General features: G+C 71.6%; 20 protein-coding genes and 1 other RNA gene. 9 read left to right on the forward strand and 12 right to left on the reverse strand.

Annotated features, from left to right (window positions below):
* Nucleotides 1-84: 84 nt before the first annotated feature.
* The 6 genes from ABIC63_RS09695 to ABIC63_RS09720 all read right to left on the reverse strand — a co-directional run bounded on the left by ABIC63_RS09695 (nucleotide 85) and on the right by ABIC63_RS09720 (nucleotide 5,789).
* Nucleotides 85-1,287, reverse strand: coding sequence for a class I SAM-dependent rRNA methyltransferase (locus ABIC63_RS09695; RefSeq protein WP_354319584.1), 1,203 nt, complete (start codon nucleotides 1,285-1,287; stop codon nucleotides 85-87).
* Complete coding sequence (locus ABIC63_RS09700) at nucleotides 1,284-2,276, reverse strand: tyrosine recombinase XerC (protein ID WP_502935862.1); 993 nt, start codon at nucleotides 2,274-2,276, stop codon at nucleotides 1,284-1,286. The genes ABIC63_RS09695 and ABIC63_RS09700 overlap by 4 nt, the downstream gene beginning before the upstream one ends.
* Nucleotides 2,254-2,844, reverse strand: a complete 591-nt coding sequence (locus ABIC63_RS09705) for a YdcF family protein (RefSeq protein ID WP_354319586.1) — start codon at nucleotides 2,842-2,844, stop codon at nucleotides 2,254-2,256. The genes ABIC63_RS09700 and ABIC63_RS09705 overlap by 23 nt, the downstream gene beginning before the upstream one ends.
* Nucleotides 2,845-2,876: 32 nt before the next feature.
* A complete protein-coding gene (locus tag ABIC63_RS09710) occupies nucleotides 2,877-3,542 on the reverse strand; it encodes a DUF484 family protein (RefSeq protein WP_114801339.1) in 666 nt (221 codons plus the stop codon).
* A 62-nt stretch (nucleotides 3,543-3,604) separates the two neighbouring features.
* The gene (gene dapF / locus ABIC63_RS09715; protein WP_354319587.1) at nucleotides 3,605-4,483 is read right to left on the reverse strand and encodes a diaminopimelate epimerase; all 879 of its coding nucleotides are present in this window, start codon (nucleotides 4,481-4,483) and stop codon (nucleotides 3,605-3,607) included.
* 82 nt (nucleotides 4,484-4,565) lie between these two features.
* The gene (locus ABIC63_RS09720; RefSeq protein WP_354319588.1) at nucleotides 4,566-5,789 is read right to left on the reverse strand and encodes an amidohydrolase family protein; all 1,224 of its coding nucleotides are present in this window, start codon (nucleotides 5,787-5,789) and stop codon (nucleotides 4,566-4,568) included.
* Nucleotides 5,790-5,936: 147 nt separating this feature from the next.
* Here ABIC63_RS09720 and ABIC63_RS09725 point away from each other — a divergent pair, with 147 nt between their 5' ends.
* Together ABIC63_RS09725 and ABIC63_RS09730 are read left to right on the forward strand one after the other, a co-directional pair.
* Complete coding sequence (locus tag ABIC63_RS09725) at nucleotides 5,937-7,637, forward strand: MBL fold metallo-hydrolase (RefSeq protein ID WP_294373507.1); 1,701 nt, start codon at nucleotides 5,937-5,939, stop codon at nucleotides 7,635-7,637.
* Nucleotides 7,634-8,428 carry a S4 domain-containing protein gene (locus ABIC63_RS09730; RefSeq protein ID WP_294373509.1) on the forward strand — a complete coding sequence of 265 codons (795 nt, stop codon included), beginning with the start codon at nucleotides 7,634-7,636 and terminating at the stop codon, nucleotides 8,426-8,428. Before ABIC63_RS09725 ends, ABIC63_RS09730 begins: the two co-directional genes overlap by 4 nt.
* Before the next feature lie 61 nt (nucleotides 8,429-8,489).
* Here ABIC63_RS09730 and rnpB read toward each other — a convergent pair.
* Nucleotides 8,490-8,808: RNase P RNA component class A (rnpB, locus tag ABIC63_RS09735), an RNA gene on the reverse strand.
* Between the two features lie 124 nt (nucleotides 8,809-8,932).
* Between rnpB and cysK the strand changes: the two genes are divergently transcribed.
* Nucleotides 8,933-9,853 (forward strand): cysteine synthase A, encoded by a 921-nt coding sequence (gene cysK, locus ABIC63_RS09740; protein WP_354319589.1) that lies wholly within the window; start codon nucleotides 8,933-8,935, stop codon nucleotides 9,851-9,853.
* 23 nt (nucleotides 9,854-9,876) lie between these two features.
* Here the strand turns inward: cysK and ABIC63_RS09745 are convergent, their stop codons facing one another.
* Nucleotides 9,877-10,764 carry a hypothetical protein gene (locus tag ABIC63_RS09745; RefSeq protein WP_294373539.1) on the reverse strand — a complete coding sequence of 296 codons (888 nt, stop codon included), beginning with the start codon at nucleotides 10,762-10,764 and terminating at the stop codon, nucleotides 9,877-9,879.
* Between the two features lie 175 nt (nucleotides 10,765-10,939).
* On the opposite strand from ABIC63_RS09745, the gene ABIC63_RS09750 reads away from it, so the two are divergent.
* From ABIC63_RS09750 to ABIC63_RS09760, 3 genes are read left to right on the forward strand one after another with little or no spacing between them, the layout of a single operon-like run.
* Nucleotides 10,940-12,643, forward strand: a complete 1,704-nt coding sequence (locus tag ABIC63_RS09750; RefSeq protein WP_354319590.1) for an NAD(P)/FAD-dependent oxidoreductase — start codon at nucleotides 10,940-10,942, stop codon at nucleotides 12,641-12,643.
* Nucleotides 12,640-13,194 carry a VUT family protein gene (locus ABIC63_RS09755; RefSeq protein ID WP_476348397.1) on the forward strand — a complete coding sequence of 185 codons (555 nt, stop codon included), beginning with the start codon at nucleotides 12,640-12,642 and terminating at the stop codon, nucleotides 13,192-13,194. Before ABIC63_RS09750 ends, ABIC63_RS09755 begins: the two co-directional genes overlap by 4 nt.
* A 54-nt stretch (nucleotides 13,195-13,248) precedes the next feature.
* Nucleotides 13,249-14,313 (forward strand): ProQ/FINO family protein, encoded by a 1,065-nt coding sequence (locus tag ABIC63_RS09760; RefSeq protein ID WP_354319591.1) that lies wholly within the window; start codon nucleotides 13,249-13,251, stop codon nucleotides 14,311-14,313.
* A 182-nt stretch (nucleotides 14,314-14,495) separates the two neighbouring features.
* Here the strand turns inward: ABIC63_RS09760 and htpX are convergent, their stop codons facing one another.
* From htpX to pyrC, 4 genes are read right to left on the reverse strand one after another with little or no spacing between them, the layout of a single operon-like run.
* Nucleotides 14,496-15,377: a protease HtpX gene (gene htpX, locus ABIC63_RS09765; protein ID WP_017761873.1), complete on the reverse strand. Its 882-nt coding sequence runs from the start codon at nucleotides 15,375-15,377 to the stop codon at nucleotides 14,496-14,498.
* Nucleotides 15,374-16,210, reverse strand: coding sequence for a DUF3025 domain-containing protein (locus ABIC63_RS09770; protein WP_354319592.1), 837 nt, complete (start codon nucleotides 16,208-16,210; stop codon nucleotides 15,374-15,376). The genes htpX and ABIC63_RS09770 overlap by 4 nt, the downstream gene beginning before the upstream one ends.
* A 5-nt stretch (nucleotides 16,211-16,215) precedes the next feature.
* Nucleotides 16,216-17,202 carry an NYN domain-containing protein gene (locus ABIC63_RS09775; protein WP_294373550.1) on the reverse strand — a complete coding sequence of 329 codons (987 nt, stop codon included), beginning with the start codon at nucleotides 17,200-17,202 and terminating at the stop codon, nucleotides 16,216-16,218.
* Entirely contained in the window at nucleotides 17,199-18,233 is a 1,035-nt protein-coding gene (gene pyrC / locus ABIC63_RS09780) for a dihydroorotase (RefSeq protein ID WP_294373553.1), read from the reverse strand. Before pyrC ends, ABIC63_RS09775 begins: the two co-directional genes overlap by 4 nt.
* Before the next feature lie 77 nt (nucleotides 18,234-18,310).
* Between pyrC and ABIC63_RS09785 the strand changes: the two genes are divergently transcribed.
* From ABIC63_RS09785 to ABIC63_RS09795, 3 genes are all read left to right on the forward strand, one after another.
* Nucleotides 18,311-19,132 carry an IclR family transcriptional regulator gene (locus ABIC63_RS09785; RefSeq protein WP_294373556.1) on the forward strand — a complete coding sequence of 274 codons (822 nt, stop codon included), beginning with the start codon at nucleotides 18,311-18,313 and terminating at the stop codon, nucleotides 19,130-19,132.
* Between the two features lie 164 nt (nucleotides 19,133-19,296).
* Nucleotides 19,297-20,967 (forward strand): ABC transporter substrate-binding protein, encoded by a 1,671-nt coding sequence (locus ABIC63_RS09790; protein ID WP_354319593.1) that lies wholly within the window; start codon nucleotides 19,297-19,299, stop codon nucleotides 20,965-20,967.
* 43 nt (nucleotides 20,968-21,010) lie between these two features.
* Nucleotides 21,011-21,964, forward strand: a complete 954-nt coding sequence (locus ABIC63_RS09795) for an ABC transporter permease (protein WP_354319594.1) — start codon at nucleotides 21,011-21,013, stop codon at nucleotides 21,962-21,964.
* The last annotated feature ends 3 nt before the right edge of the window (nucleotides 21,965-21,967 follow it).

Genomic DNA, 21,967 nt, shown 5'->3' on the forward strand with positions numbered 1-21,967 from the left:
CGGGACGACGGTGGAAACGGGGAAGGGGCGAAAGTTTAGGCCGGCCGCAAAAACTCGGCCGGCCGGCGCTCTTTGCGGGTGCGGCTACTTGCGCACCACCACCAGGCCCTTGAGGTACTCGCCCTCCGGGAACTCGATGGTCATGGGATGGTCGGGCGCCGCGCCCAGGCGCTCGGCGATGTAGCCGTCCACGCCGGCGTCGATGCCGGCCGAGGCCACGATCTTGTGGAACAGGTCGGCGCCGATCCCGCCCGAGCACGAGAAGGTCAGCAGCACGCCGCCCGGCGGCAGCAGCTTGAGGGCCAGCCGGTTGATGTCCTTGTAGGCGCGGGCGGCGCGATCGGCATGCGCGACGGTGGGTGCGAACTTGGGCGGGTCGAGCACGATGGCGTCGAACTGCCGGCCCTCGTCGATGAAACGGCGCAACGTCTGGTTGACGTCGGCATCCAGGAACTGGGCCTTGGCCGCCTCGAAGCCGTTCAGTGCGAGGTGCGCCCGCGCCCGGTCCAGCGCCGGCTGCGAGGAGTCGACCGACACCAGCTCGGCGCCCTCCAGCGCGCCGGCCGCCGCCAGCCCATGCGCCGCAGCGACGGTGAAGCCGCCCGTGTAGCAATAGCAGTTGAGCACGCGGGCGAAGCGGCGGTGCCGCGCCAGCTCCGAGAAGCGGCGGCGGCTGTCGCGCTGGTCGAGGTAGAAGCCGGTCTTGTGGCCGGTGGCCACGTCCAGGCTCAGGCGCCAGCCGTGCTCCTGGATGGTGATCTCGGTCGGGCCTTCGCCGCGCAGCCAGCCACTGACCGCAGGCAGCCCCTCGCGCTCGCGGCCACTGGCGTCCGAGCGTTCGTAGAGCTTCGTGAGGCCGGTGGCGGCCAACAGCGCATCGGCCAGCACGGCCTTCCAGCGCTCGACGCCGGCCGACAGGAACTGCGCCACCAGCGTGTCGCCATAGCGGTCCACGATCAGGCCGGGCAGGCCATCGGCCTCGCCATGCACCAGGCGCTGGCCGTCGCTGGCGATGTCGAAGAGCCCGCGCGCCTGCACGGCGGCCTGGCAGCGGGCGGCGAAGAATGCGGCGTCGATGCGCTGGCCCTCGTCGAAGCTCCAGGCGCGGGCGCGGATCTTGGAGGCCGGGCTGCACGCCGCCCAGGCCAGAAAACGGCCGTCGTGCGATTCGATGCGCACCGTCTCGCCCGCATCGCCGCCGCCCTTGGCGATGGCGGCGTCGAAGATCCAGGGGTGGCGGCGCTGGAGCGAGCGCTCCTTGCCGGGCTTGAGGCGCAGGACTTTCATGGGGTGTCGGGTTTCTTCTCGTCGTCGCGGCCGGTGCGCGCATGCGCCCGCGGGTGCGCGGCGTCGTAGATGCGGGCCAGGTGCTGGAAGTCCAGCCGCGTGTAGATCTGGGTGGTGGAAATGCTCGCGTGGCCCAGCAGCTCCTGCACGGCGCGCAGGTCGCCGCTGGATTGCAGCAGGTGACTGGCGAAGGAATGGCGCAGCATGTGCGGATGCACCGGCGCGGCCACGCCGGCCTGGATGCCGCGGGCGCGTAGCATCTGCCAGACAGCCTGCGGCCCGAAGCGGCCGCCGCGCAGGCCGACGAAGAGCGCGGGCGAATCGACCGGCCGCAGCGCGCGCTGCGCCAGCCAGGCGCCCACGGCCTGCACGGCCGGGCCGCCCATCGGCACACTGCGCCGCTTGCCGCCCTTGCCGAGCACATGCACCTCGGCCGAGGGCAGGTCGAGCCAGCCGCGCGCCTCGGCGGAAGGATCGCGGTCCAGGCCGGTGAGCTCGCTCACGCGCAGGCCGCAGCCGTAGAGCAGTTCGACGATGGCGCGGTCGCGCGCCTCGGTCCAGGCATCGGCCTCGGGCTGCTGGTGCTCGGCCAGGCGCACAGCATCGTCCACGCCCAGCGCCTTCGGCAGCGGCCGCGGCGCCTTGGGCGCATGCACGTCCTGCACCGGGTTGCCCGGCACCAGGCCCTCGCGGCCCAGCCAGCGGTAGAAGCTGCGCCAGCACGACAGCACCAGCGCGATGCCGCGCGGCGCCCGTCCGGCGCCATGCAGCTGGGCCATCCAGCGGCGGATGTGGGCGGTGGCCACGCGCTGAAGCGGCAGGCCGGCATCGGCCGCGCGCTGCAGCAGCTCGGCCAGGTGCAGCGCATACAGCTCGACCGTGCGCTCGGCCAGCCGGCGCTCCACCCGCACATGGGCGAGGTAGCGATCGACCAGGGCACGGTCGGCGTCCGCAGCGGACGAAGGATCAGTAGTCACCACGGAGGGCATTGTTGACGACCGCCGCCACCTCGCGCAGCGATGCGCGCGCGGCGCGGTCCCAGCGCCGGCAGGGCGCGAGGGCGGCGGCGTACTGCACGTCGAAGGCGGACTCGAAGCCGCTGCCGCGCGCCAGTTGGCGGGTACGCCAGAGGTGCGAGGGCTCGGTGACGACGATCACGCGCCGCACGCCCGCCGCTTCGAGCAGGGGCCGCGACAGCCGCAGGTTTTCGCGTGTCGACTGCGAGGCGGACTCGCGCAGCACCGGGCCGGTGTAGCCCGCCGCGCGGGCCAGACCCTCCATGGCATCGGCCTCGATGCGGCCATCTTCATGGTCCACGCCGCCGCTCATCACCAGCAGCTTCACGCGACCCGCTTGCGCGAGCGCCACCGCGGCATCGACACGCGACGCGAGGCAGGGGTTGGGCGCGCCGTCGAGGAAGGCCCGGTTGCCCAGCACCAGCGCGGCATCGGCGTCCTGCGCGGGCGGGTTCGCCAGCACGTGCGCGCCGTGGCGCGTCACCATGACGTGGATCGCCCCGCCCGACACCAGGCCCAGGACGGCAAGGACGAGCCCCACCCGACGCCAGCCTCCACCGCGCGCCGGATACCTCAAGCGCGCAGGCGCGACAGCGCTGCCGAGGCCAACTGGGCGATGCGCTCCAGGAAGTCCGTGCCCATTTCCGCGTTGTAGCGCTGCGGATCGGGCGAGGCCAGCACCAGCAGGCCGAAGGCCGGCGCGTCGGCGGCGGTGCGCAGCGGGATCAACGCCAGCGACTGGGCCTGCTGCGGCTCGTTGAGCCAGGCCGTGGCCTCGAAGCCGGCGTTCAGGCCGATGTAGGGCGTGGTCAGCGAGGTGGCCAGGGCCTTCACGTCGTCGCTCACGCCCTGGGTGTAGCCCTCTGCGGCGTAGGCCGGGTCGAGGTCCCAGAGCTTGATGGCCGTCTGCGGCACCATGAACTGCTGGTGCAGGCCCTTGATGATTTCCCAGGGCAGGCCGCGCAGGTCGCGCCAGGTGAGCAGCGAGAGCGTCCAGCGCTGCAGCCGGTCGGCCGTGACCACGTTCTCGGTGCCGTGGCGCACCATGTCCATGATGCGGTGCTCCAGCGCCTTGATCTTCTCGCGCAGCATCTCGGCCTGGCGCTCCTGCAGGCTGACGGCGCGCTGGCCGTGCGGACTGGTCAGCTGCACCTCGGCCAGCAGTTGGGCATGGCGCTCGAAGAAGTCGGGCGTGTTGGCCAGGTAGTTGGCGATGTCGTCTTCGGTGATGGGGTTCATGGCGGCAGGCGGTCGGTGGATGCGGGCCGTCGGCGCCGCACCAAAAAAAGAAGAGAAAAGCGTCAGAGTTCGTCGGGCACGTCGATCTCGCCCGCGAAGACGGTGACGGCCGGACCGGTCATCAGCACCGGGTCGGCCTCGCCACCCGCCCATTCGATGGTGAGGATGCCGCCGCGGGTCTCGACGTCGACGCGGCGGTCCAGCCGCCCGAGGCGGATGCCGGCCACCACCGCCGCGCAGGCGCCGGTGCCGCAGGCCAGCGTCTCGCCGGCGCCGCGCTCGAACACGCGCAGGCGCACGTGCGTGCGGTCCACCACCTGCAGGAAGCCAGCGTTGACCCGCTGCGGAAAGCGCGGATGGTGCTCGATGCGCGGGCCCTGCTCGGCCACCGGCGCGGTCTCGACGTCGTCGACCAATTGCACGGCATGCGGGTTGCCCATGGAAAGCACGGCCACTGGCACGATGGGCCCGTCCGCCTCGGTGGAGAGCGCCAGGTGCCAGGTGTGCCAGGTGCCGTCGGGTTGCGGATCGAGGCCCGCGGTGTCGAAGGGCACGCGGGCCGGCTCGAAGACCGGCGGGCCCATGTCGACGGTGACGCGGCCGTCGGCCGTCATGCGTGGGGCGATCACGCCCGACAGCGTCTGCACCCGCACCACGTCCCTGTCGGTCAGGCCACGCTCGCGCACGAAGCGCATGAAGCAGCGCGCACCGTTGCCGCATTGCTCGACTTCGCCGCCATCGGCGTTGTGGATCACGTACTGGAAGTCCACGCCCGCGGCGGGCGAGGGCCGCACGCTCAGGATCTGGTCGGCGCCGACGCCGAAATGGCGGTCGGCCAGGAATCGGTACTGGCCGGGCGTCAGGCCGAGGGGGCCGGCGGTCTCGTCGAGCACGACGAAGTCGTTGCCCGCGCCCTGCATCTTGGTGAAGCGGATTCGCATCGGCGGATTATCGGCGGCGGCCCGAGGCGGACGCGGCCCCCGCAGCGCGCAGGGACATCGACAGCGACGCCAGCGAGCGGCCTCAGCCTTCGGGAAGTCCGGCCAGCACTTCGCCCCCACGCGCGACGATCTGCCCACCCGCCACCACCAGCCGGCGCCGCGGCTGGGCCACGACCGCCTCGGCCGCCGTCTCGGCCTCGACGAGCACCAGGTCGGCCCGGCAGCCAGGTGCCAACCCGTAGGCCGCGAAGCCGCAGGCCCGCGCGCCGGCCGCGGTGACGCAATCCAGCGCCTCATCGATCTCGTCGTCGCGGCGGAGGTTGTAGCGCAGCCCGATCTGCATGGCGCGCGCCAGCATGTCGGGACGGCCATAGGGCGTCCAGGTGTCGCGAATGCCATCGTTGCCGCCCGCCACAGTCACGCCCGCGGCGCGGGCCGCCAACAGCGGCGGCACGGACCGCGAAGGCGGCGCGCTGGTGATGAGGGCCACGTCCAGCTCGGCCAGCCGCGCCAGCAGGGACTGCACTTCGGCCGCGGGCAGATCGCCCAGGCAGAACGCATGGCTCACCGCGACGCGGCCCTGCATGCCGAGGGCAGCGGTGCGCTCCAGGATCAGCCCTAGCGAGAAGGCGCCCATGGCGCCGGGCTCGTGCAGGTGGATGTCCAGCGGCTTGCCATGGCGGTCGGCCAGGCCGAAGAGCACATCGAGGGAACGCACCGGGTCGCCGTCTATGGCGCAGGGATCCAGCCCGCCCAGCACGTCGACCCCCTCGGCCATCGCCGCATCCAGCAGGTCGGCCGTACCGGGTCGCCCGAGCAGACCGGACTGCGGGAAGGCCACGGTCTGGATCTGCAGCCAGGGCGCGAGCGCCGCGGCGGTGCGCTGCACGCCGGCCAGGTGGCGCAGGCCGGCCTGGGTATCGATGTCCACGTGGCTGCGCAGCCGCGTGGTGCCGGTCGCCAGGAAGGCGCGCGCCAGCCGCATCGACTGTGTGGCGGCGTCGTGGCCGCTGGCGGCGCGGAATTCGCGCTCGTTGTCGATGCGGTCGATCAGCCGGTGGCCCACCGCGTTGCGGTACCAGGGCAGGCCCCACAGCGTCTTGTCGAGGTGGGTGTGCGACTCCACCAGGCCCGGCAGCAGCAGGGCGCCGCCGCCCTCCTCTTCCGGCGTGCCGGCGGGTGGGGCGAGTTCAGGGCCGATCGCAGCGATCCGTCCCGCCTGCACCAGCACATCGACCGCAGCGCCCCCCATCGGCCGCACGCGGCGCAACAACCAGGGCGCGTCCGTGGCGCGGGTCAGATCCATCCGGCTCTCCTCGGCGCCCGTCGGCCGGGGCCGGCGGCAGCCGGGCATGCCGCCCGGCTTCGGGGCAAAGCGGCCATCATGCCATCGCGCCGACAAGGCCGCGACGACGGGCATGCGCGCATCGACCGCGCTGCTGATAATGCGGCGATGCCCCGGCTCTCCCAGCAACTCCATCCCCCACGCGAACCGGCCCCTGCACGGGCGGCCGCCACCGTGCTGCTGTTGCGCGATACCGAGCTGGGCATGGAGGTGCTGATGACCCGGCGCTCCGCCACGGCCAGCTTCGCCCCTGGCGCCTACGTCTTCCCCGGCGGGCGCGTGGACGAGGAGGACACCGACACCCGCCGCATCGCTCTGCGCCGCCGCACCCAGCCCCGGGTACAGCTCACCCACGCCATCGCCGCGGTGCGCGAGGCCTTCGAGGAACTGGGCGTGCTGCTGGCCGAGCATGCCGATGGCCGCCCCGTGAGCGCCGCCGAGGTCGCCGCCATGGACCGCAGCACGCCGCCGGCCGTGCCCTTCGCGCAGCAGTGCGCGCAGCGCGGCCTGCGGCTGGCCACCGACCGCGTGTTCGCCTTCGCGCACTGGATCACCGACCGCGATCTGCCCAAGCGCTTCGACGTGCTCTTCCTGGTGGCCCGCATGCCGCCCGGCCAGACGCCGCAGGCCGACGAGTCCGAGCAATTCGAGCCCAGCTGGGTTCGCCCGGCCGACGCACTGGAGCGCCATGCCGCCGGCCGCTTCGACATCATCTTTCCCACCATCCGCACGCTGCAGCGGCTGGCCACCTTTCCCAACGTGCATGCCGTGCTCGAAGCCTGTGCGAGCGAGCGCCCCCTGTGGAGCAGCTGCCCGCGCGCCGGCCTGCTCAAGGGCGAGGAGGCGCGCTACATGGAGCACGAGTCGCCCTACGGCGAGCTGGCCCTGGTCTGCCCCGACGGCCAGATCGGCCATGCGCTCGACTGGCAGCACGAGGCGCCCGTGCCGCTGCTGCACAACGTGCAGCGCCTCACGGCGCCCAACGGCAGCGTGATGACCGGCCCCGGCACCAACAGCTACATCGTGGGCGACCGGGACAGCGGCTACATCGTGATCGACCCGGGCCCGAACGACTTCGACCACATCGGCCGGCTCTGGCGCGCCACCCAGGGCGACATCCGCGCCATCGTCTGCACCCACTCGCACGCGGACCATTCGCCTGGCGCGCTGCCGCTGCAGGCGCTGTGCGAGAAGCGCCCGCCCATCCTCGGCCTGCCCTCGGCGCCCACCGCCCGGCCCACCGCGCGCTTCACGCCCGACCGCGCCCTGGCGGACGGCGAGAGCCTCAAGCTCGAAGGCGGCCCGGCCGACGACGGCAGCGGCCAGCGCGTCGCACACACGCTGCGCGTCCTGCACACGCCCGGGCATGCGGCCAACCACCTCTGCGTGGTGCTGGAGGAGGACGGCCTGCTCTTCTCGGGCGACCACATCCTCAACGGCAGCACCACCGTCATCGATCCGCCGGACGGCAACATGAGCGACTACCTCGAGTCGCTGGACCGGCTGGACGAGGCCTGCGCGGCCTTCCACGTCGAGCACATCCTGCCGGCCCACGGCTATGTGCTGGGCGCGGCCCGCACCGCCATCGCCCGGCTCAAGGCCCACCGGCTGCAGCGCGAGGCGAAGATCGCCGCCGCCATGCGCAAGAAGCCCAGCGGCACGCCGCAGGACTGGCTGGAGATGGCCTATGCCGACACGCCGCGCCACCTGTGGCCGGTGGCCGCACGCTCGCTGGAGGCGCACATCGAGCGCATCCTGGTGCGGGCCTCCGAGCCGGCGCCGCAGCCCTCCAGCTTCGCACCCGAATGAACAACCCGCCCGATCGCCCACCGCGCGTGCGCGCCGCGCGCCGGCCGGACGATGCGCCGCCACGCAGGGACGCAGCCCGCGGCGCGGCCCCTTCCGCCCCCCCGGCCCCCGAAGACGGCGAGCGCTTGGCCAAGCGCGTGGCGGCCCTGCGCGGCTGCTCGCGGCGCGATGCCGAGATGCTGATCGCCCAGGGCGCCGTGCGCGTGGATGGCCAGCCGGCCGCGGCGCCGCAGCAGCGCGTCGCGCCGGGCCAGCAGGTGGAGGTCGACGAACGCGCGCAGCCGCGCCCCCTGCCTCCCGCCACTTTGCTGTGGCACAAGCCCGCGGGCGTGCCGGCCGATGTCCAGGAATGGGCCGTCGACCAGCGCGTCGATGCCCATCCGCAGGCGCCCACGGCGCCGGGCCTGTTCATGCAGCAGCACTGCGCCGCCGCGCTGGGCGATGCGGCCAGCGGCCTGGTCGTGCACACGCAGGTGCGCGGCGTCTGGCGCCGGCTGGTGGACGAGGCGGGGTTGGTGGAGCACGAGTTCCTGGCCGAGGTGCAGGGCGAGCCGCAGCCGGCTCAACTGGCGGCACTGCGCCCCGCCGCCGCCAGCCTCGCGCGCCAGGGTGGCGGCACCACCGGACTGCGGCTGGTGATCGGCGGCGCCGACGCCCACCGCGTCGCCGAGTTGTGCGACCGCGCGGGACTGCGGCTGGTCGGCCTGCGCCGGCTGCGCATCGGCCGCGTGCCGCTGGCCGGACTGGCGCCCGGACAGTGGCGCCTGCTGCGGGCCAGCGAGCGCTTCTAGCGCGCCCCACGGCCGCCACAAAGACGAAACGCCAGCAAGCTGGCGTTTCGAGGGATGTAAGTTGTGAAGCGCGCCGATACGCCGGATTCTGTGCACCGCGGTTGCCCGCGGTGTGACCGCCATCTGTCTGGGCCGCCGGTCACCCGGACGGCTCGATGCTACCTACCCGTGAACTCAGCGGGCCGCCTCGACGTTCACCTACTTGGTATTGCTGCGCGCAGAGATTGCCCGTTTCACCCGAACTGAATCGGCTCGTCTCTGTTGCTCTGATCCTCACCTCGCGATGGGGAGCCGTTAGCTCCTGCGCTGCCCTGTGCAGTCCGGACGTTCCTCCAGTGCCGCCTTTCGGCGATTGCACCAGCGGCGGTCTGGCGTGCTTCACGGGCGTGATTATCCGTGATCGCCGCGTCGGCAAAGCCGCCGACAGGAGCCTGCCACCGAATCTCGCCACAATGGCCCGTTCCATTCCTGTCCGCCCGAACCTTCCAAGGAGATGACGACGCCATGAAAGCCAGCAGCATCCTCGACACCATCGGCCGCACACCGCACGTGCGCATCAACAAGCTCTTCGGCAACGCCACGCAGCAGGTGTGGATCAAGTCCGAGCGAGGCAACCCCGGCGGCTCCATCAAAGACCGTATCGCCCTGGCCATGATTGAGGACGCCGAGAAGTCCGGCGCGCTCAAGCCGGGCGCCACCATCATCGAGCCCACCTCGGGCAACACCGGCGTCGGCCTGGCCATGGTGGCGGCGGTCAAGGGCTACAAGCTGGTGCTGGTGATGCCCGAGAGCATGTCCATCGAGCGCCGCCGCCTGATGCTGGCCTACGGCGCGAGCTTCGACCTGACGCCCAAGGAAAAGGGCATGAAGGGCGCCATCGCCCGCGCGGAGGAACTGGTGGCCAGCACGCCCGGCGCCTGGATGCCGCAGCAGTTCAACAACCCGGCCAACGTCGACGTGCATGTGCGCACCACCGCCGAGGAGATCGCGGCCGACTTTCCGGGCGGCCTCGACGCGATCATCACCGGCGTGGGCACCGGCGGCCACATCACTGGCTGCGCACAGGTGCTCAAGAAGAGGTGGCCCCAACTCAAGGTCTTCGCGGTCGAGCCCGTGGCCTCGCCCGTGCTGTCGGGCGGCAGCCCGGCGCCCCATCCGATCCAGGGCATCGGCGCCGGCTTCGTGCCGCAGATCATGAGGACCGACCTGCTCGACGGCATCATCCAGGTCGACGCCGAGCCGGCCCGCGAGATGGCCCGCCGCTGCGCCCGCGAGGAAGGCATGCTGGTCGGCATCTCCTCCGGCGCCACCCTGGCCGCCATCGCGCAGAAGCTGCCCGAGCTGCCGGCCGATGCGGTGGTGCTGGGCTTCAACTACGACACCGGCGAGCGCTACCTGTCGGTGGAGGGCTTCCTGCCGGCCTGAGTGGCCGCACCCCGCGCCTTCGCCTACCAGCGTTTTTCGGCGAAGGCGCCCAGCACCTCGGTGCAGTGGGCGACGGCCTTGCTCCGCGCCTCGCGCAACGGCTGCCAGTTCTGGGAGCGCCAGGCGGCCCAGCTCAGCGGCTCCGACTCGTAGGCGCACAGCATCGGCGGCCGCATGAAGCCGGCCCGCCCCATCTCCGCGGAAAAGCGCAGCCGGTACAGCCCGTCGTCTGTGGACAGGTTCTCGTACACCAGTTGCCAGGCGCGGGGATGCAGCGGCGTGTCCAGGGTATCGGGCACTTCGCCTGCAGCCTTGATCTCCTCCGGCGTCGAACCATCCGTGCGGGCGTCGGCCTGCGCCTTGGCCGCGCGTTCGGCGTAGACCCGGGTCGCGATCACGCTCAGTGCATCTCGCAGGTCGTCCAGACCGGGGTTCACCGCGACCGGGTCGTTGGCCAGTTCCGGAATGTCGTCGCCCAGCAGGTCGGTCTTGGAAAAGCCGGCGCCTGCGGCGCCCACGCCCAGCGCGAGCAGCGCCACGTTCAGGGCTACCTGGCCAGCCACGTTGTTCATGGTGTTCTGGCGGCGGACCACATGCAGGCGCTCGATACCCTGCTTCTGGCCGTCGCGGGCGAAGACGACGCGCGTGACGATCCGCGGCGCGTCAGCGCTCGGGGCCGGCACTGGCGCAGCGGCAGCGGCCACATCCGGCTGTGCGACGGCTGCGCCGGCTTCAGCCGGCGCCTCTGGCGCGCGGTCGGCAACGGCCTCGGTAGGCACCGCGGCGTTGGTGGTGTCTGCGGGCGGCGCGAGCTGGGCATGGCCGGGCATGGCGCCCGACGACAGCGCCACGGCCACGGCGCAAGCCAGGGCGCGGCATCGCCCGGTCGGGCGGATGGATGAGTGCGGCATCTTCTTGTGTGTCCTCCCCGCGGTGCGGGCGGCGAGATTGTGTGCACCGCCACTCCACCTCCCGGGCGAGCGCCGCGCATTGCGTCACGCAAACGCCGGAAGAATCACCACGGCCCGATCGGCGACAATCGCGCCCTTTCTCTACGCCCTGCCCGATCACCACGGGCCCGCGCCGATGATCCGCCTTTCCGAACTCAAGCTTCCCCTCGATCCCGCGCCCGAAGCGCTGCCGGCCCTGATCGCCAGCACGCTGGGCGTCCAGCCCGCCGACATCGCGTCGCACACCGTGCACAAGCGCAGCTTCGATGCGCGCAAGGCCGAGCTGCTCACCGTCTACATCGTCGACGTGGCGCTGGCCGATCCAGCCGCCGAGGCCGCGCTGCTGCAGCGCCACGCCGAGAACCCCCACATCCAGCCCGCACCCGACATGCGCTACGTGGCGCCGGTGCGCGCGCCCGAGGGTGGGCTGCGGCCCGTCGTCGTGGGCTTCGGGCCCTGCGGCATCTTCGCGGCGCTGCTGCTGGCGCAGATGGGCTTCCGGCCCATCGTGCTGGAGCGCGGCAAGGCGGTGCGCGAGCGCACGCAGGACACCTGGGATCTGTGGCGGCGCAAGAACCTGCATCCTGAGTCGAACGTGCAGTTCGGCGAGGGCGGCGCCGGCACCTTCTCCGACGGCAAGCTCTACAGCCAGATCAAGGACCCGCGCCACCTCGGCCGCAAGGTGCTGAACGAGTTCGTCAAGGCCGGTGCACCCGAGGACATCCTGTGGGAGGCGCATCCGCACATCGGCACCTTCCGGCTGGTGAAGATGGTCGAGACCATGCGCGCCGAGATCATCGCCCTGGGCGGCGAGATCCGCTTCCAGCACCGGGTGACCGACCTGCGGGTCGAGGATGGCCATGTGCGCGGCGTCACCGCTGTCGACCAGGCCAGCGGCCAGGCGCACGAGCTGCGCGCCGACCATGTGGTGATCGCCCTGGGCCACAGCGCGCGCGACACCTTCGGCATGCTGCACACCCGCGGCGCGCCGATCGAGGCCAAGCCCTTTTCCATCGGCTTTCGCGCCGAGCATCCGCAGAGCCTGATCGACCGCGCCCGATGGGGCCGCCATGCGGGCCATCCAGCGCTGGGCGCGGCCGAATACCGCTTGGTGCACCACGCCAACAACGGCCGCGCGGTCTACAGCTTCTGCATGTGCCCGGGCGGCACGGTGGTGGCCGCCACCAGCGAGCCCGGCCGCGTGGTGACCAACGGCATGAGCCAGTACTCGCGTGCCGAACGTAATGCCAACTCGGGCATCGTGGTGGGCATCGAGCCGCGCGACTACCCGACCGACTACCAGCACCTGCCCCTGTCGCCCGAGTTGCAGGAGGCCGCGCGCGGCAAGCCGCATCCGCTGGCCGGCATCGAGCTGCAGCGGCGGCTGGAGTCGCAGGCCTTCGTGCTCGGCGGCAGCGACTACTGTGCACCCGCCCAGTTGCTGGGCGACTTCGTGGCCGGCCGCCCCTCCACCGCGCTCGGCGAGGTGGTGCCCAGCTACAAGCCGGGCGTGCTGCCCGGCGACCTGCATGCCGCCCTGCCCGGCTATGCCATCGAGGCCATGCGCGAGGCCTTCCCGGCCTTCGCGCGCAAGCTGCCCGGCTACGACCTGCACGACGCGGTGCTGACCGGCGTGGAGACGCGCACCTCCTCGCCCATCCGCATCGCCCGCGACGGAGAGACGCTGCAATGCCCCGGCCTGGTCGGCCTGTACCCGGCCGGCGAAGGCGCGGGCTACGCGGGCGGCATCCTGTCGGCCGGCGTGGACGGCATCAAGGTGGCCGAGGCCGTGGCGCGGGCCATCGCGGCCGAGGCCGAATCACAGCGGGTGCCGGCATGAATGTGCTCACCGCCTTCACGCCGTGGCGCTCGCTCGCGCCGGCCATCGCCGCCATGGCGGCCGTGGTGCTTGCCTCGAACGTGCTGGTGCAGTTCCCGATCAACGACTGGCTGACCTGGGGCGCCTTCACCTACCCGGCCGCCTTCCTGGTGAGCGAGGTGGTCAACCGGCTGCATGGCCCAGCCCTGGCCCGGCGCGTGGCCTGGGTCGGCTTCGCAGTGGCGGTGGCCATGTCGGCGCTGCTCGCGCCGCCGCGCATCGCCGCCGCCTCGGGTCTGGCCTTCATCGCCTCGCAGCTGCTGGACATCGGTGTCTTCCACCGCCTGCGGCGCGGACGCTGGTGGCGCGCGCCGCTGGCCGCCACGCTGCTGGCCGCCGTGCTCGACACGGCCATCTTCTGGGGCGTGGCCTTCGCGGGCACGTCCGATCCGTGGCTCAGCTGGGCCGTCGGCGATCTGGCGGTCAAGCTGGCCGTCGGCGTCGGCATGCTGCTGCCCTTCCGGCTGCTGATCGCCCGCCAACTGGCGGGTGGCCTGCGCGCCTCCGCCTGAGTCTTTCCATCCCCTTTTTCACGCCTGCCCCGGCGCAGGCGCTTTGCGACCGATATGAGCGACCAAAACGACACGCCGTTCCACGACACGCCCGCGCATGCCGCGCCTTCGAGCGCCGACGCCACGCCCACCGCCGCAGCGTCGGCCCCGGCAGCCGCTTCGAGCGCGCCCACGCCGGACAGTGGCGCTGCATCGGCATCCGCCGGCAATGCCCCTGCCGGCAGCGCCGACGCCGCGCCGACCGGGGACGGCACAGCAGCTGCGGGGCCTGCCCCGACCCCGGAAGCGAGCCTCACGCGCGGTGAACGCAGCGAACGCGGCGAAGAACGCGGTGAACGTGGCCAACGGCGCCGCCGAGGCGGCCGTGGCCAGGGCAACGGTGGTGCGGGCCGGCCCGCCGCCGACGGTGCCCAGCCCGAGCGCCAGCCGCAGGCCCAGCGCCAGAACCCGGCCAAGGGCCAGAACGTGGCCCAGCGCAACGCCGGCCGCAAGGTGCATCCGCTGCTGGAGACGCTGGCCGGCCTGTATCCCCACCTGTTCGGCGCGCGCTTCCTGCCGCTCAAGCGCGGCATCTACGAGGACCTGCTGGCCCGCCATGCCGAGGTGCTGCCGGGCGACGAGCTGAAGGTGGCGCTGGGCCAGCATGCGCGCTCCACCCGCTACCTGGACGCCATCGCCAACCGCGTCCCGCGCCACGACCTGGACGGCCATCCGGTGGAGGATCTGGCGCCCGACCACGTGCACCATGCCATCGTCGAACTCTTCAAGCGCCGGCAGGGCCGCACGCAGGAGGACCTGCGTCCGCAACTCGTGGCCCGCCTGGCCGACGCCATCGGCGCCAGCGGCCTGGAGCGCATGGACTATGTGCAGCAGGTGCGCGTGGCGCAGCCGGATGCCCTGGCCCTGATCGACGAAGCCTTCACCGAGCACGGCCGCCGACTGGCCCGGCGCGAGGCGCTGCAGCGCGCCTTCGAGGCCAGCGGCCAGCCCACGGTCGAGGCCTTCGCCGCCATGTACGGCATGGACCTGGGCGAAGCGCGGCGGGTGCTGGGCAAGCAGGCCAGCAAGACGGCGGCCGCTGCTGATCCCGCGGTGAGCGAAACGCCGAGCGAGGCCTGACCAAGTGCGAACAGCCGGGCGCCACGCGGCGCCTGGCTCGAGCAGTGCACCGCCGGACCGGCGCGCGCGGAACGCAAGAGGCCCGGAATGCGTCTGACGCCGAGCCATAAAAAAGGCGCCCCCAACGGAGGCGCCTTTCCTTTGGTCGGAGGCCCAGGGCGCGCGCCCCGGCCTCTCGCGCATCAGCCCTGCTGCGCAGCCTGCAGCGCCGCGATGCGCTCTTCGATGGGCGGGTGCGTGGCGAACAGCTTGCCGATGCTGCCGGTGATGCCCATGGCCTCGACCGCTTTGGGCAGTTCGCCGGCGGGAAGGCCGCCCAGGCGGGCCAGGGCGTTGATCATGGGCTGCTTGCGGCCCATCAGCTTGGCGGCGCCAGCGTCGGCGCGGAACTCGCGCTGGCGCGAGAACCAGGCCACCACCATGGCGGCGGCAAAGCCCAGCACGATGTCCAGCACGATGGTCGTGACCATGTAGCCGATGCCGGGGCCGCTGTTCTCGCGGTCGTCGCCGCGGCGCAGGAAGCTGTCGACGAAGTAACCAATCACGCGCGACAGGAACACGACGAAGGTGTTCATCACGCCCTGGATCAGCGTCATCGTCACCATGTCGCCGTTGGCCACGTGCGCCACCTCGTGGCCAATGACGGCCTCGACTTCGTCGCGCGTCATGTTCTGCAGCAGGCCGGTGGAGACGGCCACCAGCGACGAGTTCTTGAAGGCACCCGTGGCGAAGGCATTGGGTTCGCCCTCGAAGATGCCGACCTCCGGCATGCCGATGCCGGCCTGATCGGCGAACTTGCGCACGGTGGCGACGATCCAGGCCTCGTCGGGCGACTGCGGCTCGTTGATGATGCGCACGCCGGCGCTCATCTTGGCCATGGGCTTGGAGATCAGCAGCGAGATGATCGCGCCGCCGAAGCCCATGATGAGCGCGAAGCCGAGCAGCGCGCCGAGGTTGAGGCCATTGGACGTCAGGTAGCGGTTGACGCCCAGCAGGCTGGCGACGACGCCGAGCACGGCGACCACCAGGACGTTCGTGAGCACGAACAGGAAGATGCGTTTCAAGTCGGTTTCTCCGTGGGAGGAAGGGACGCCGTGAAGATGGGGGCCCCCCGGCCCGCTTCAAGCATCACGGCATGCCGCACCGTTGTAAGTTGTTCTGGGTCTGCAGCGCGGCGAGGTCGGAAGACCTCCGAGTCATCATAAAAGCAAAAGTTCGCGTTCCCCGGGTGCCAGCCGGGGACGCCGGCCACGGGCAGCGGGGTGAAGGGCTTGCGCACGAGCCAGTCAGCGGTCAGCGCGTCGGCCAGACGCCCGTCGTCGGCCGTCAGCGAGGGATCGTGCGGGTCTGGGCCGAGCAGCAGATGCGCCGTGGCCGACTTCTGGCCGGCCACCAGCTTCTCCATCAGCGCATGGCCGAAGACCGTGAGGCGCGCTTCAGCCCACAGCGGCCGCAGATCGACAAAGGCCCGGCGCCAGTCGCGCGCCTGCAGGGCGGCCCAGAGGACGGGCGGCGCCTGCAGCACCGCGCCGTGCTCGTCGAACAGCGTGATGGCATCGCGCAGCCGGCCGCGCACCGGGCCGATGCCGCGCGCCGCGATCTCTGCCGCCTGCAGGCGGTTGAGCTGGCGCTTGGCCGTTGGAAAGGCCAGCCAGACCAGGCCGTTGAAGAAGTCGTGCAGGTTGTCGCGCGTGGGCACGCGGCCGGTGCGGTCGATGAAGCATTCGTAAGGCTGGTCGGCAGGCAGCGCTTCCTGCGGGACGAAGCCGGGCTGCGGCGGCGCGGCCAGCGACTGCAGTGCCGCATGCAGGCGCAGGCTGGCGGCGGCACGCGCGACCGGCTCGCCCCAGCGCCGCCAGGGCGCCAGGCCGGGGTGCTCCCAGTCGACGGCCGGCAACGGGCTCAACGGCCGGCCGCGCCCTTCCAGCGGATACGGTCGGGCTGGTGCAGCACCTGGAAGTCCGCCGGCAGCTTGTCGAAGAGCTTGATCGAACTGGCGTTCTTGCCCAGCACCCGCGCAGCGCGCAGCGCCTGGGCCACGTCGTTGAGGGCCACTTCGGCGCCCCCGCGCAGGGCGGGCACGGCGCCGAGGATGGTGTCGGCATCGACCAAGGCGTCCTGGCGGCCCGAAGCCGTCTTGCGTGCGACGGCCGGCGCCTCGGCTGGTGGCGCCGCTTCGACCACGCGCTCGCCGCGGGTGCCGGCGCTGCGCGTCTTCCTGGCGGCAGGGGACGCACTCGCCTTCTTCCTGGCCGGCGCCGCCGCTGGCGCGGGGGGCAGTGCCGGTGCGGGGGGCAGTGCCGGGGCCGGTGCGGGCGCCGACTCGGCAGCGGCGCGGCGCGACGTCTTCCTGGCCGCGGGCGCCTTCTTCGCCGCCACCTTGCGTGCGGCAGGCGGACGCGCCGACGTCGCCGCCGGGCCGGGTGCGGGCGCCGCGATCGCCTCGCCGCCCTTGTGGACCAGGTCGATGAAATGGTCGTAGGCCGCCCGCGTCTCATCGCCCGTCTTGCCCTGCTGGCCGATGCCGCACACGCGGCAGCCCTTCTCGCGCAGGCGCAGCACCAGCGGGGCGAAGTCGGAGTCGGAGGACACCAGGTACACCACCTGCGGCCGCTCGGCGATGGCGAGGTCCAGCGCATCCACCGCCAGCGCGATGTCGGTGCTGTTCTTGCCCGCCGCCAGGTTGACCAGCGGTCGCATGCCCAGGCGCTTGAACAGCCCCTGGTGGCGCAGTGCGACCTCGGGGGTGCAGTAGGCGCGGCGCACGTGCAGGTGGCCATGCTCGGCCAGCACGCGGCGCACGGCCTGTTCCATCACGTCGGCCGACACGTTGTCGGCGTCGACCAGCAGCATCACCTTGCCGCCGGACAGCGGCGCCGTCGTGCTCATGCCAGCCTCCAGCCGACCGTCTCGCCACCGCGCAGCGGCTTGAGGGTGGCCTCGCCGAAGGGCACCGTCTCGGGCAGCGTCCAGGCCTCGCGGCGCAGGGTGATGGTGCCGGTGTTGCGCGGCATGCCGTAGAAGTCGGGGCCGTGGAAGCTGGCGAAGCCTTCCAGCTTGTCCAGCGCGCCGGCGTTGTCGAAGGCCTCGGCATACAGCTCGATGGCCGACAGGGCCGTGTAGCAACCGGCGCAGCCGGTGGCGTGTTCCTTCAGGTGGGCCGGGTGCGGCGCGCTGTCGGTGCCCAGGAAGAAGCGCGGGCTGCCGCTGGTGGCGGCCTGCACCAGCGCCTGGCGGTGTTCCTCGCGCTTGAGCACCGGCAGGCAGTAGTAATGCGGCCGGATGCCACCGGTGAAGATGGCGTTGCGGTTGTAGAGCAGGTGGTGCGCCGTGATGGTGGCGGCCGTGTGTTCGCCGCCTTCGTCGCGCACGTAGTGCGCGCCCTCGCGCGTGGTCAGGTGCTCGAAGACGATGCGCAGTTCGGGGAAGTCGGCGCGCAGCGGGCGCAGCACGCGGTCGATGAAGACGGCCTCGCGGTCGAACAGGTCGATGGCCGGATCGGTCACCTCGCCGTGCACCAGCAGCAGCAGGCCATGCTTCTGCATGGCGTCGAGCGTGGCGTAGGTCTTGCGGATGTCGGTGACGCCGGCATCGCTGTTGGTGGTGGCGCCGGCCGGGTAAAGCTTGAGGGCGCGCACGCCGGCGGCGGCGGCACGGGCGATTTCCTCGGGCGGCAGCCTGTCGGTGAGGTAGAGCGACATCACCGGCTCGAAGCGCTCGCCCTCGGGCACGGCAGCCAGGATGCGGTCGCGGTAGGCCAGGGCCTGCTCGGCGGTGGTCACCGGCGGACGCAGGTTGGGCATGATCAGCGCGCGGCCCATCTGGCGCGCGGTGTGCGGCACCACGTCGCGCAGGGCGGCGCCGTCGCGCACGTGCAGGTGCCAGTCATCGGGTCGGGTGATCGTGAGGGTGTCGGTCATGGCGCGGGATTGTCCCATCGGCCCCGGCATGGGCCTTGCCTCGCGCAGAATCGATGGTCTCTTCCCGCCCAACTCCGATGGCCCCGCCCGCCCGACGCCCACGCATCCCCACCGCTGCCGCACCGGCCGCCGATGCGGCCGACCCGCTCTACAACCAGTCGCTGGAAAAGGGCCTGGCAGTGCTGCGCAGCTTCGACGCCGCGCACCGCACCATGACGCTGGCCGAGATCGCCGAGCGCACGGGCATGACCCGCGCCTCGGCGCAGCGCACGGTGCACACGCTGCAGGTATTGGGCTACGTGGGCAAGGACGGCCAGACGCGGCGCTTCCGCCTGCTGGCGCGCAGCATGGACATCGGCTTCAACTACGTGGCCAGCCATCCGCTGGTGCAGGCGGCCAACCCCTACTTGGCGCAGTTGGCCAGCGCGAGTGGCGAGACGGCCAGCCTCACCGAACCGCTGGACTTCGACATGCTCTATGTGGCGCAGCGCATGACCACGCAGTTCATCCCGGTGCTGACGCCGGTGGGCATGCGCATTCCCATGTACTGCACCAGCAGCGGCCGCGCCTGGATGAGCTGCCTGCCCGACGATCAGGTGCGCGCGCTGCTGCAGGGCTCCACGCGCGTGGCACGCACGCCCGCCACGCTGACCGGCATCGCCGCCATCCAGGCGCGCGTCGCGGCCTGCCGCAAGCTGGGCTACGCGACCAACGACGAGGAACTCTTCCTCGGCGACATGGGCATCGCCGCGCCCATCGTGGACCGGCGCGGCCGGCCGCATGGGGCGGTGCATGTGTCGCCGCCCACCAGCCGCTGGACGCTGGAGGCGGCGCAGAAGAAGCTGGCGCCGATGGTGATCGAGTGCGCGCGCGCCATCGCGAGCGCGCTGCCGCACTGACCCTCCCGCACCACGCCCGCCCACCACGCACCCGCCGAGGTGCGGCCATGCACCGCAACGACGAAACGTATCGACTATCGATACAAAAATAGCTATTACCGATTCACGCAGGCAGGCACGCGCTTTGCAATGCAGAGGCATCTCTCAACCTTCGAGGCCGCTCCATGCCCTGCCCCGCCCGTCCGTCCTTCCGTGTCTCCGCACTGCGCGCCAGCGCGCTGGCCGCCACCCTTGCCCTGGGTCTGGGCACCGCACACGCGCAGGAGAAGGTGCTGCGCATCGCCATGACCGCCGCCGACATCCCGCGCACCTCGGGCCAGCCCGATCAGGGCTACGAAGGCAACCGCTTCACCGGCATCCCGATGTACGACAGCCTCACGCAGTGGGACCTGAGCTCGGCCACCAAGCCCAGCGTGGTGATCCCCGACCTGGCCGTGTCGTGGGCGGTGGACGCCAAGGACAAGACCAAGTGGCTCTTCAAGCTGCGCCCCGGCGTCAAGTTCCATGACGGCACGCCCTTCAACGCCGACGCCGTGGTGTGGAACGTGGGCAAGGTGCTCGACAAGGCCGCACCGCAGTACGACCCGGCCCAGATCGGCGTGACGGCCTCGCGCATGCCCACGCTGCGCACCGCCCGCAAGGTCGACGACCTGACGGTGGAGCTGACCACCAGCGAGCCCGACTCTTTCCTGCCGATCAACCTCACCAACCTGTTCATGGCCTCGCCGGCCCACTGGCAGAAGAAGTTCGACGCCGTGCCGGCCAGCGTGACCGACAAGGCCGAGCGCGCCAAGCAGGCCTGGACCGCCTTCGCCGCCGACCCCTCGGGCACCGGCCCCTTCAAGGCCTCGAAGTTCGTGCCGCGCGAGCGTCTGGAGATGGTGAAGAACCCCGAGTACTGGGACGCCGCCCGCCGCCCGCAGATCGACCGCGTGGTGCTGCTGCCGCTGCCCGAGGCCAACTCGCGCACCGCCGCCCTGCTGTCGGGCCAAGTGGACTGGATCGAGGCGCCCGCGCCCGATGCGCTGGCCACCATCAAGCAGCGCGGCTTCAAGGTGTATTCCAACCTGCAGCCGCACCTGTGGCCCTGGCAGTTCTCGCTGCTGCCCGATTCGCCCTTCAAGGACCTGAAGGTGCGCCAGGCCGCCAACCTGTGCCTCAACCGCGCCGCGCTCAAGGAGCTGCTGGGCGGCATGATGGTCGAAGCCACCGGCATCGCAGAGCCGGGCGATCCGTGGCGTGGCCACCCCACCTTCCAGATCAAGTACGACGTGGCCGCCGGCCAGAAGCTGATGCAGCAGGCCGGCTACTCGGCCGCCAAGCCGGCCAAGGTCAAGGTGCAGACCTCGGCCTCGGGCTCGGGCCAGATGCAGCCGCTGCCCATGAACGAGTTCATCCAGCAGAGCCTGAAGGACTGCTACTTCGACGTCGACTTCGACGTGGTGGAGTGGAACACCCTGTTCTCCGGCTGGCGCCTGGGCGCCAAGGACCCGGGCGCACACGGTGCCCATGCCACCAACGTGAGCGCCGCCACCATGGACCCCTTCTTCGCCATGGTGCGCTTCGTCAGCACCAAGGCGCAGCCGCCGGTCGCGCAGAACTGGGGCTACTACAGCGACCCCAAGACCGACGCCCTGGTCGAGAAGGCCCGCACCAGCTTCGACGACAAGTCGCGCGACGCCGCCCTGGCCGAGCTGCATGCCCGCGTGGTGGACGAGGCGCCCTTCCTCTTCGTCGCGCACGACGTGGGCCCGCGTGCCATTTCGCCCAAGGTGCAGAACGTCGTGCAGCCGAAGAGCTGGTTCATCGACATCGCGACCATGAAGATGCAGTGACGGCCCGCAGCCGCTTCACCGAGACGGCCTGAACGACCCCGCCATGCTCGCCTACCTGCTCCGACGCATCCTCTACACCGTGCCCATCATGCTGGGCGTGACGCTGGTGTGCTTTGCCCTGGTGCACATCGCACCGGGCGATCCGCTGGTGTCTGTGCTGCCGGCCGATGCCTCGGCCGAGCTGCAGGCACAGCTGCGCACGGTCTACGGCTTCGACCGGCCGCTGCCGGAGCAGTTCGTGCGCTGGGTCTGGCGGGCGCTGCATGGCGACCTGGGCCTGTCGATCGCCACCAGCCGGCCGGTGGTGGGCGAGGTGATGCGCGCCGTGGTCAACACGCTGCGGCTGGCGGTGCTGGCCACGGCCATCGGCTTCGTGCTCGGTTCGCTGTTCGGCTTCGTGGCGGGTTACTTCCGCAACTCCGCCATCGACCGTCTGGCCTCGCTGCTCTCGGTGCTGGGCGTGAGCACGCCGCACTACTGGCTGGGCATGGTGATGGTGATCGTGTTCTCGTCGCAGCTGATGTGGCTGCCCGCGACCGGTGCCGGCCCGGGCGGCTCCGGCGAGTGGGCCTGGGACTGGGCCCATGTGCAGTTCATGCTGCTGCCGGCGCTGACCATGTCGGTCATTCCCATGGGCATCATCGCCCGCACCGTGCGGGCGCTGGTGGCCGAGCTGCTGGCGCAGGAGTTCATCGTGGGCCTCAAGGCCAAGGGGCTGACGCAGTTCGGCGTCTTTCGCCACGTGGTCAAGAACGCGGCGCCCACGGCGCTGGCGGTCATGGGCCTGCAGCTAGGCTATCTGCTGGGCGGCTCGATCCTGATCGAGACGGTGTTCTCCTGGCCCGGCACGGGCTTCCTGCTCAACACCGCCATCTTCCAGCGCGACCTGCCGCTGCTGCAGGGCACGATCCTGGTGCTGGCGCTGTTCTTCGTGCTGCTCAACCTGGCGGTGGACGTGCTGCAGACGCTGCTCGACCCGCGCATCGCCCGGAGCTGATCG

The sequence above is a fragment of the Pseudacidovorax sp. 1753 genome (assembly GCF_040544975.1).
In the GTDB taxonomy this organism is placed as follows: domain Bacteria; phylum Pseudomonadota; class Gammaproteobacteria; order Burkholderiales; family Burkholderiaceae_C; genus Xenophilus.

Coding starts and splice junctions, on each gene's coding strand:
- ABIC63_RS09795 (WP_354319594.1), top strand. CDS start 21,011: ATGCTCGCCTACCTGCTCCGACGCATCCTCTACACCGTGCCCATCATG.
- ABIC63_RS09700 (WP_502935862.1), bottom strand. CDS start 2,276: ATGCCCTCCGTGGTGACTACTGATCCTTCGTCCGCTGCGGACGCCGAC.
- ABIC63_RS09755 (WP_476348397.1), top strand. CDS start 12,640: ATGAATGTGCTCACCGCCTTCACGCCGTGGCGCTCGCTCGCGCCGGCC.
- ABIC63_RS09745 (WP_294373539.1), bottom strand. CDS start 10,764: ATGCCGCACTCATCCATCCGCCCGACCGGGCGATGCCGCGCCCTGGCT.
- dapF (WP_354319587.1), bottom strand. CDS start 4,483: ATGCGAATCCGCTTCACCAAGATGCAGGGCGCGGGCAACGACTTCGTC.
- ABIC63_RS09750 (WP_354319590.1), top strand. CDS start 10,940: ATGATCCGCCTTTCCGAACTCAAGCTTCCCCTCGATCCCGCGCCCGAA.
- ABIC63_RS09725 (WP_294373507.1), top strand. CDS start 5,937: ATGCCCCGGCTCTCCCAGCAACTCCATCCCCCACGCGAACCGGCCCCT.
- ABIC63_RS09760 (WP_354319591.1), top strand. CDS start 13,249: ATGAGCGACCAAAACGACACGCCGTTCCACGACACGCCCGCGCATGCC.
- ABIC63_RS09790 (WP_354319593.1), top strand. CDS start 19,297: ATGCCCTGCCCCGCCCGTCCGTCCTTCCGTGTCTCCGCACTGCGCGCC.
- pyrC (WP_294373553.1), bottom strand. CDS start 18,233: ATGACCGACACCCTCACGATCACCCGACCCGATGACTGGCACCTGCAC.
- ABIC63_RS09710 (WP_114801339.1), bottom strand. CDS start 3,542: ATGAACCCCATCACCGAAGACGACATCGCCAACTACCTGGCCAACACG.
- cysK (WP_354319589.1), top strand. CDS start 8,933: ATGAAAGCCAGCAGCATCCTCGACACCATCGGCCGCACACCGCACGTG.
- ABIC63_RS09720 (WP_354319588.1), bottom strand. CDS start 5,789: ATGGATCTGACCCGCGCCACGGACGCGCCCTGGTTGTTGCGCCGCGTG.
- ABIC63_RS09785 (WP_294373556.1), top strand. CDS start 18,311: ATGGCCCCGCCCGCCCGACGCCCACGCATCCCCACCGCTGCCGCACCG.
- ABIC63_RS09730 (WP_294373509.1), top strand. CDS start 7,634: ATGAACAACCCGCCCGATCGCCCACCGCGCGTGCGCGCCGCGCGCCGG.
- ABIC63_RS09775 (WP_294373550.1), bottom strand. CDS start 17,202: ATGAGCACGACGGCGCCGCTGTCCGGCGGCAAGGTGATGCTGCTGGTC.
- ABIC63_RS09695 (WP_354319584.1), bottom strand. CDS start 1,287: ATGAAAGTCCTGCGCCTCAAGCCCGGCAAGGAGCGCTCGCTCCAGCGC.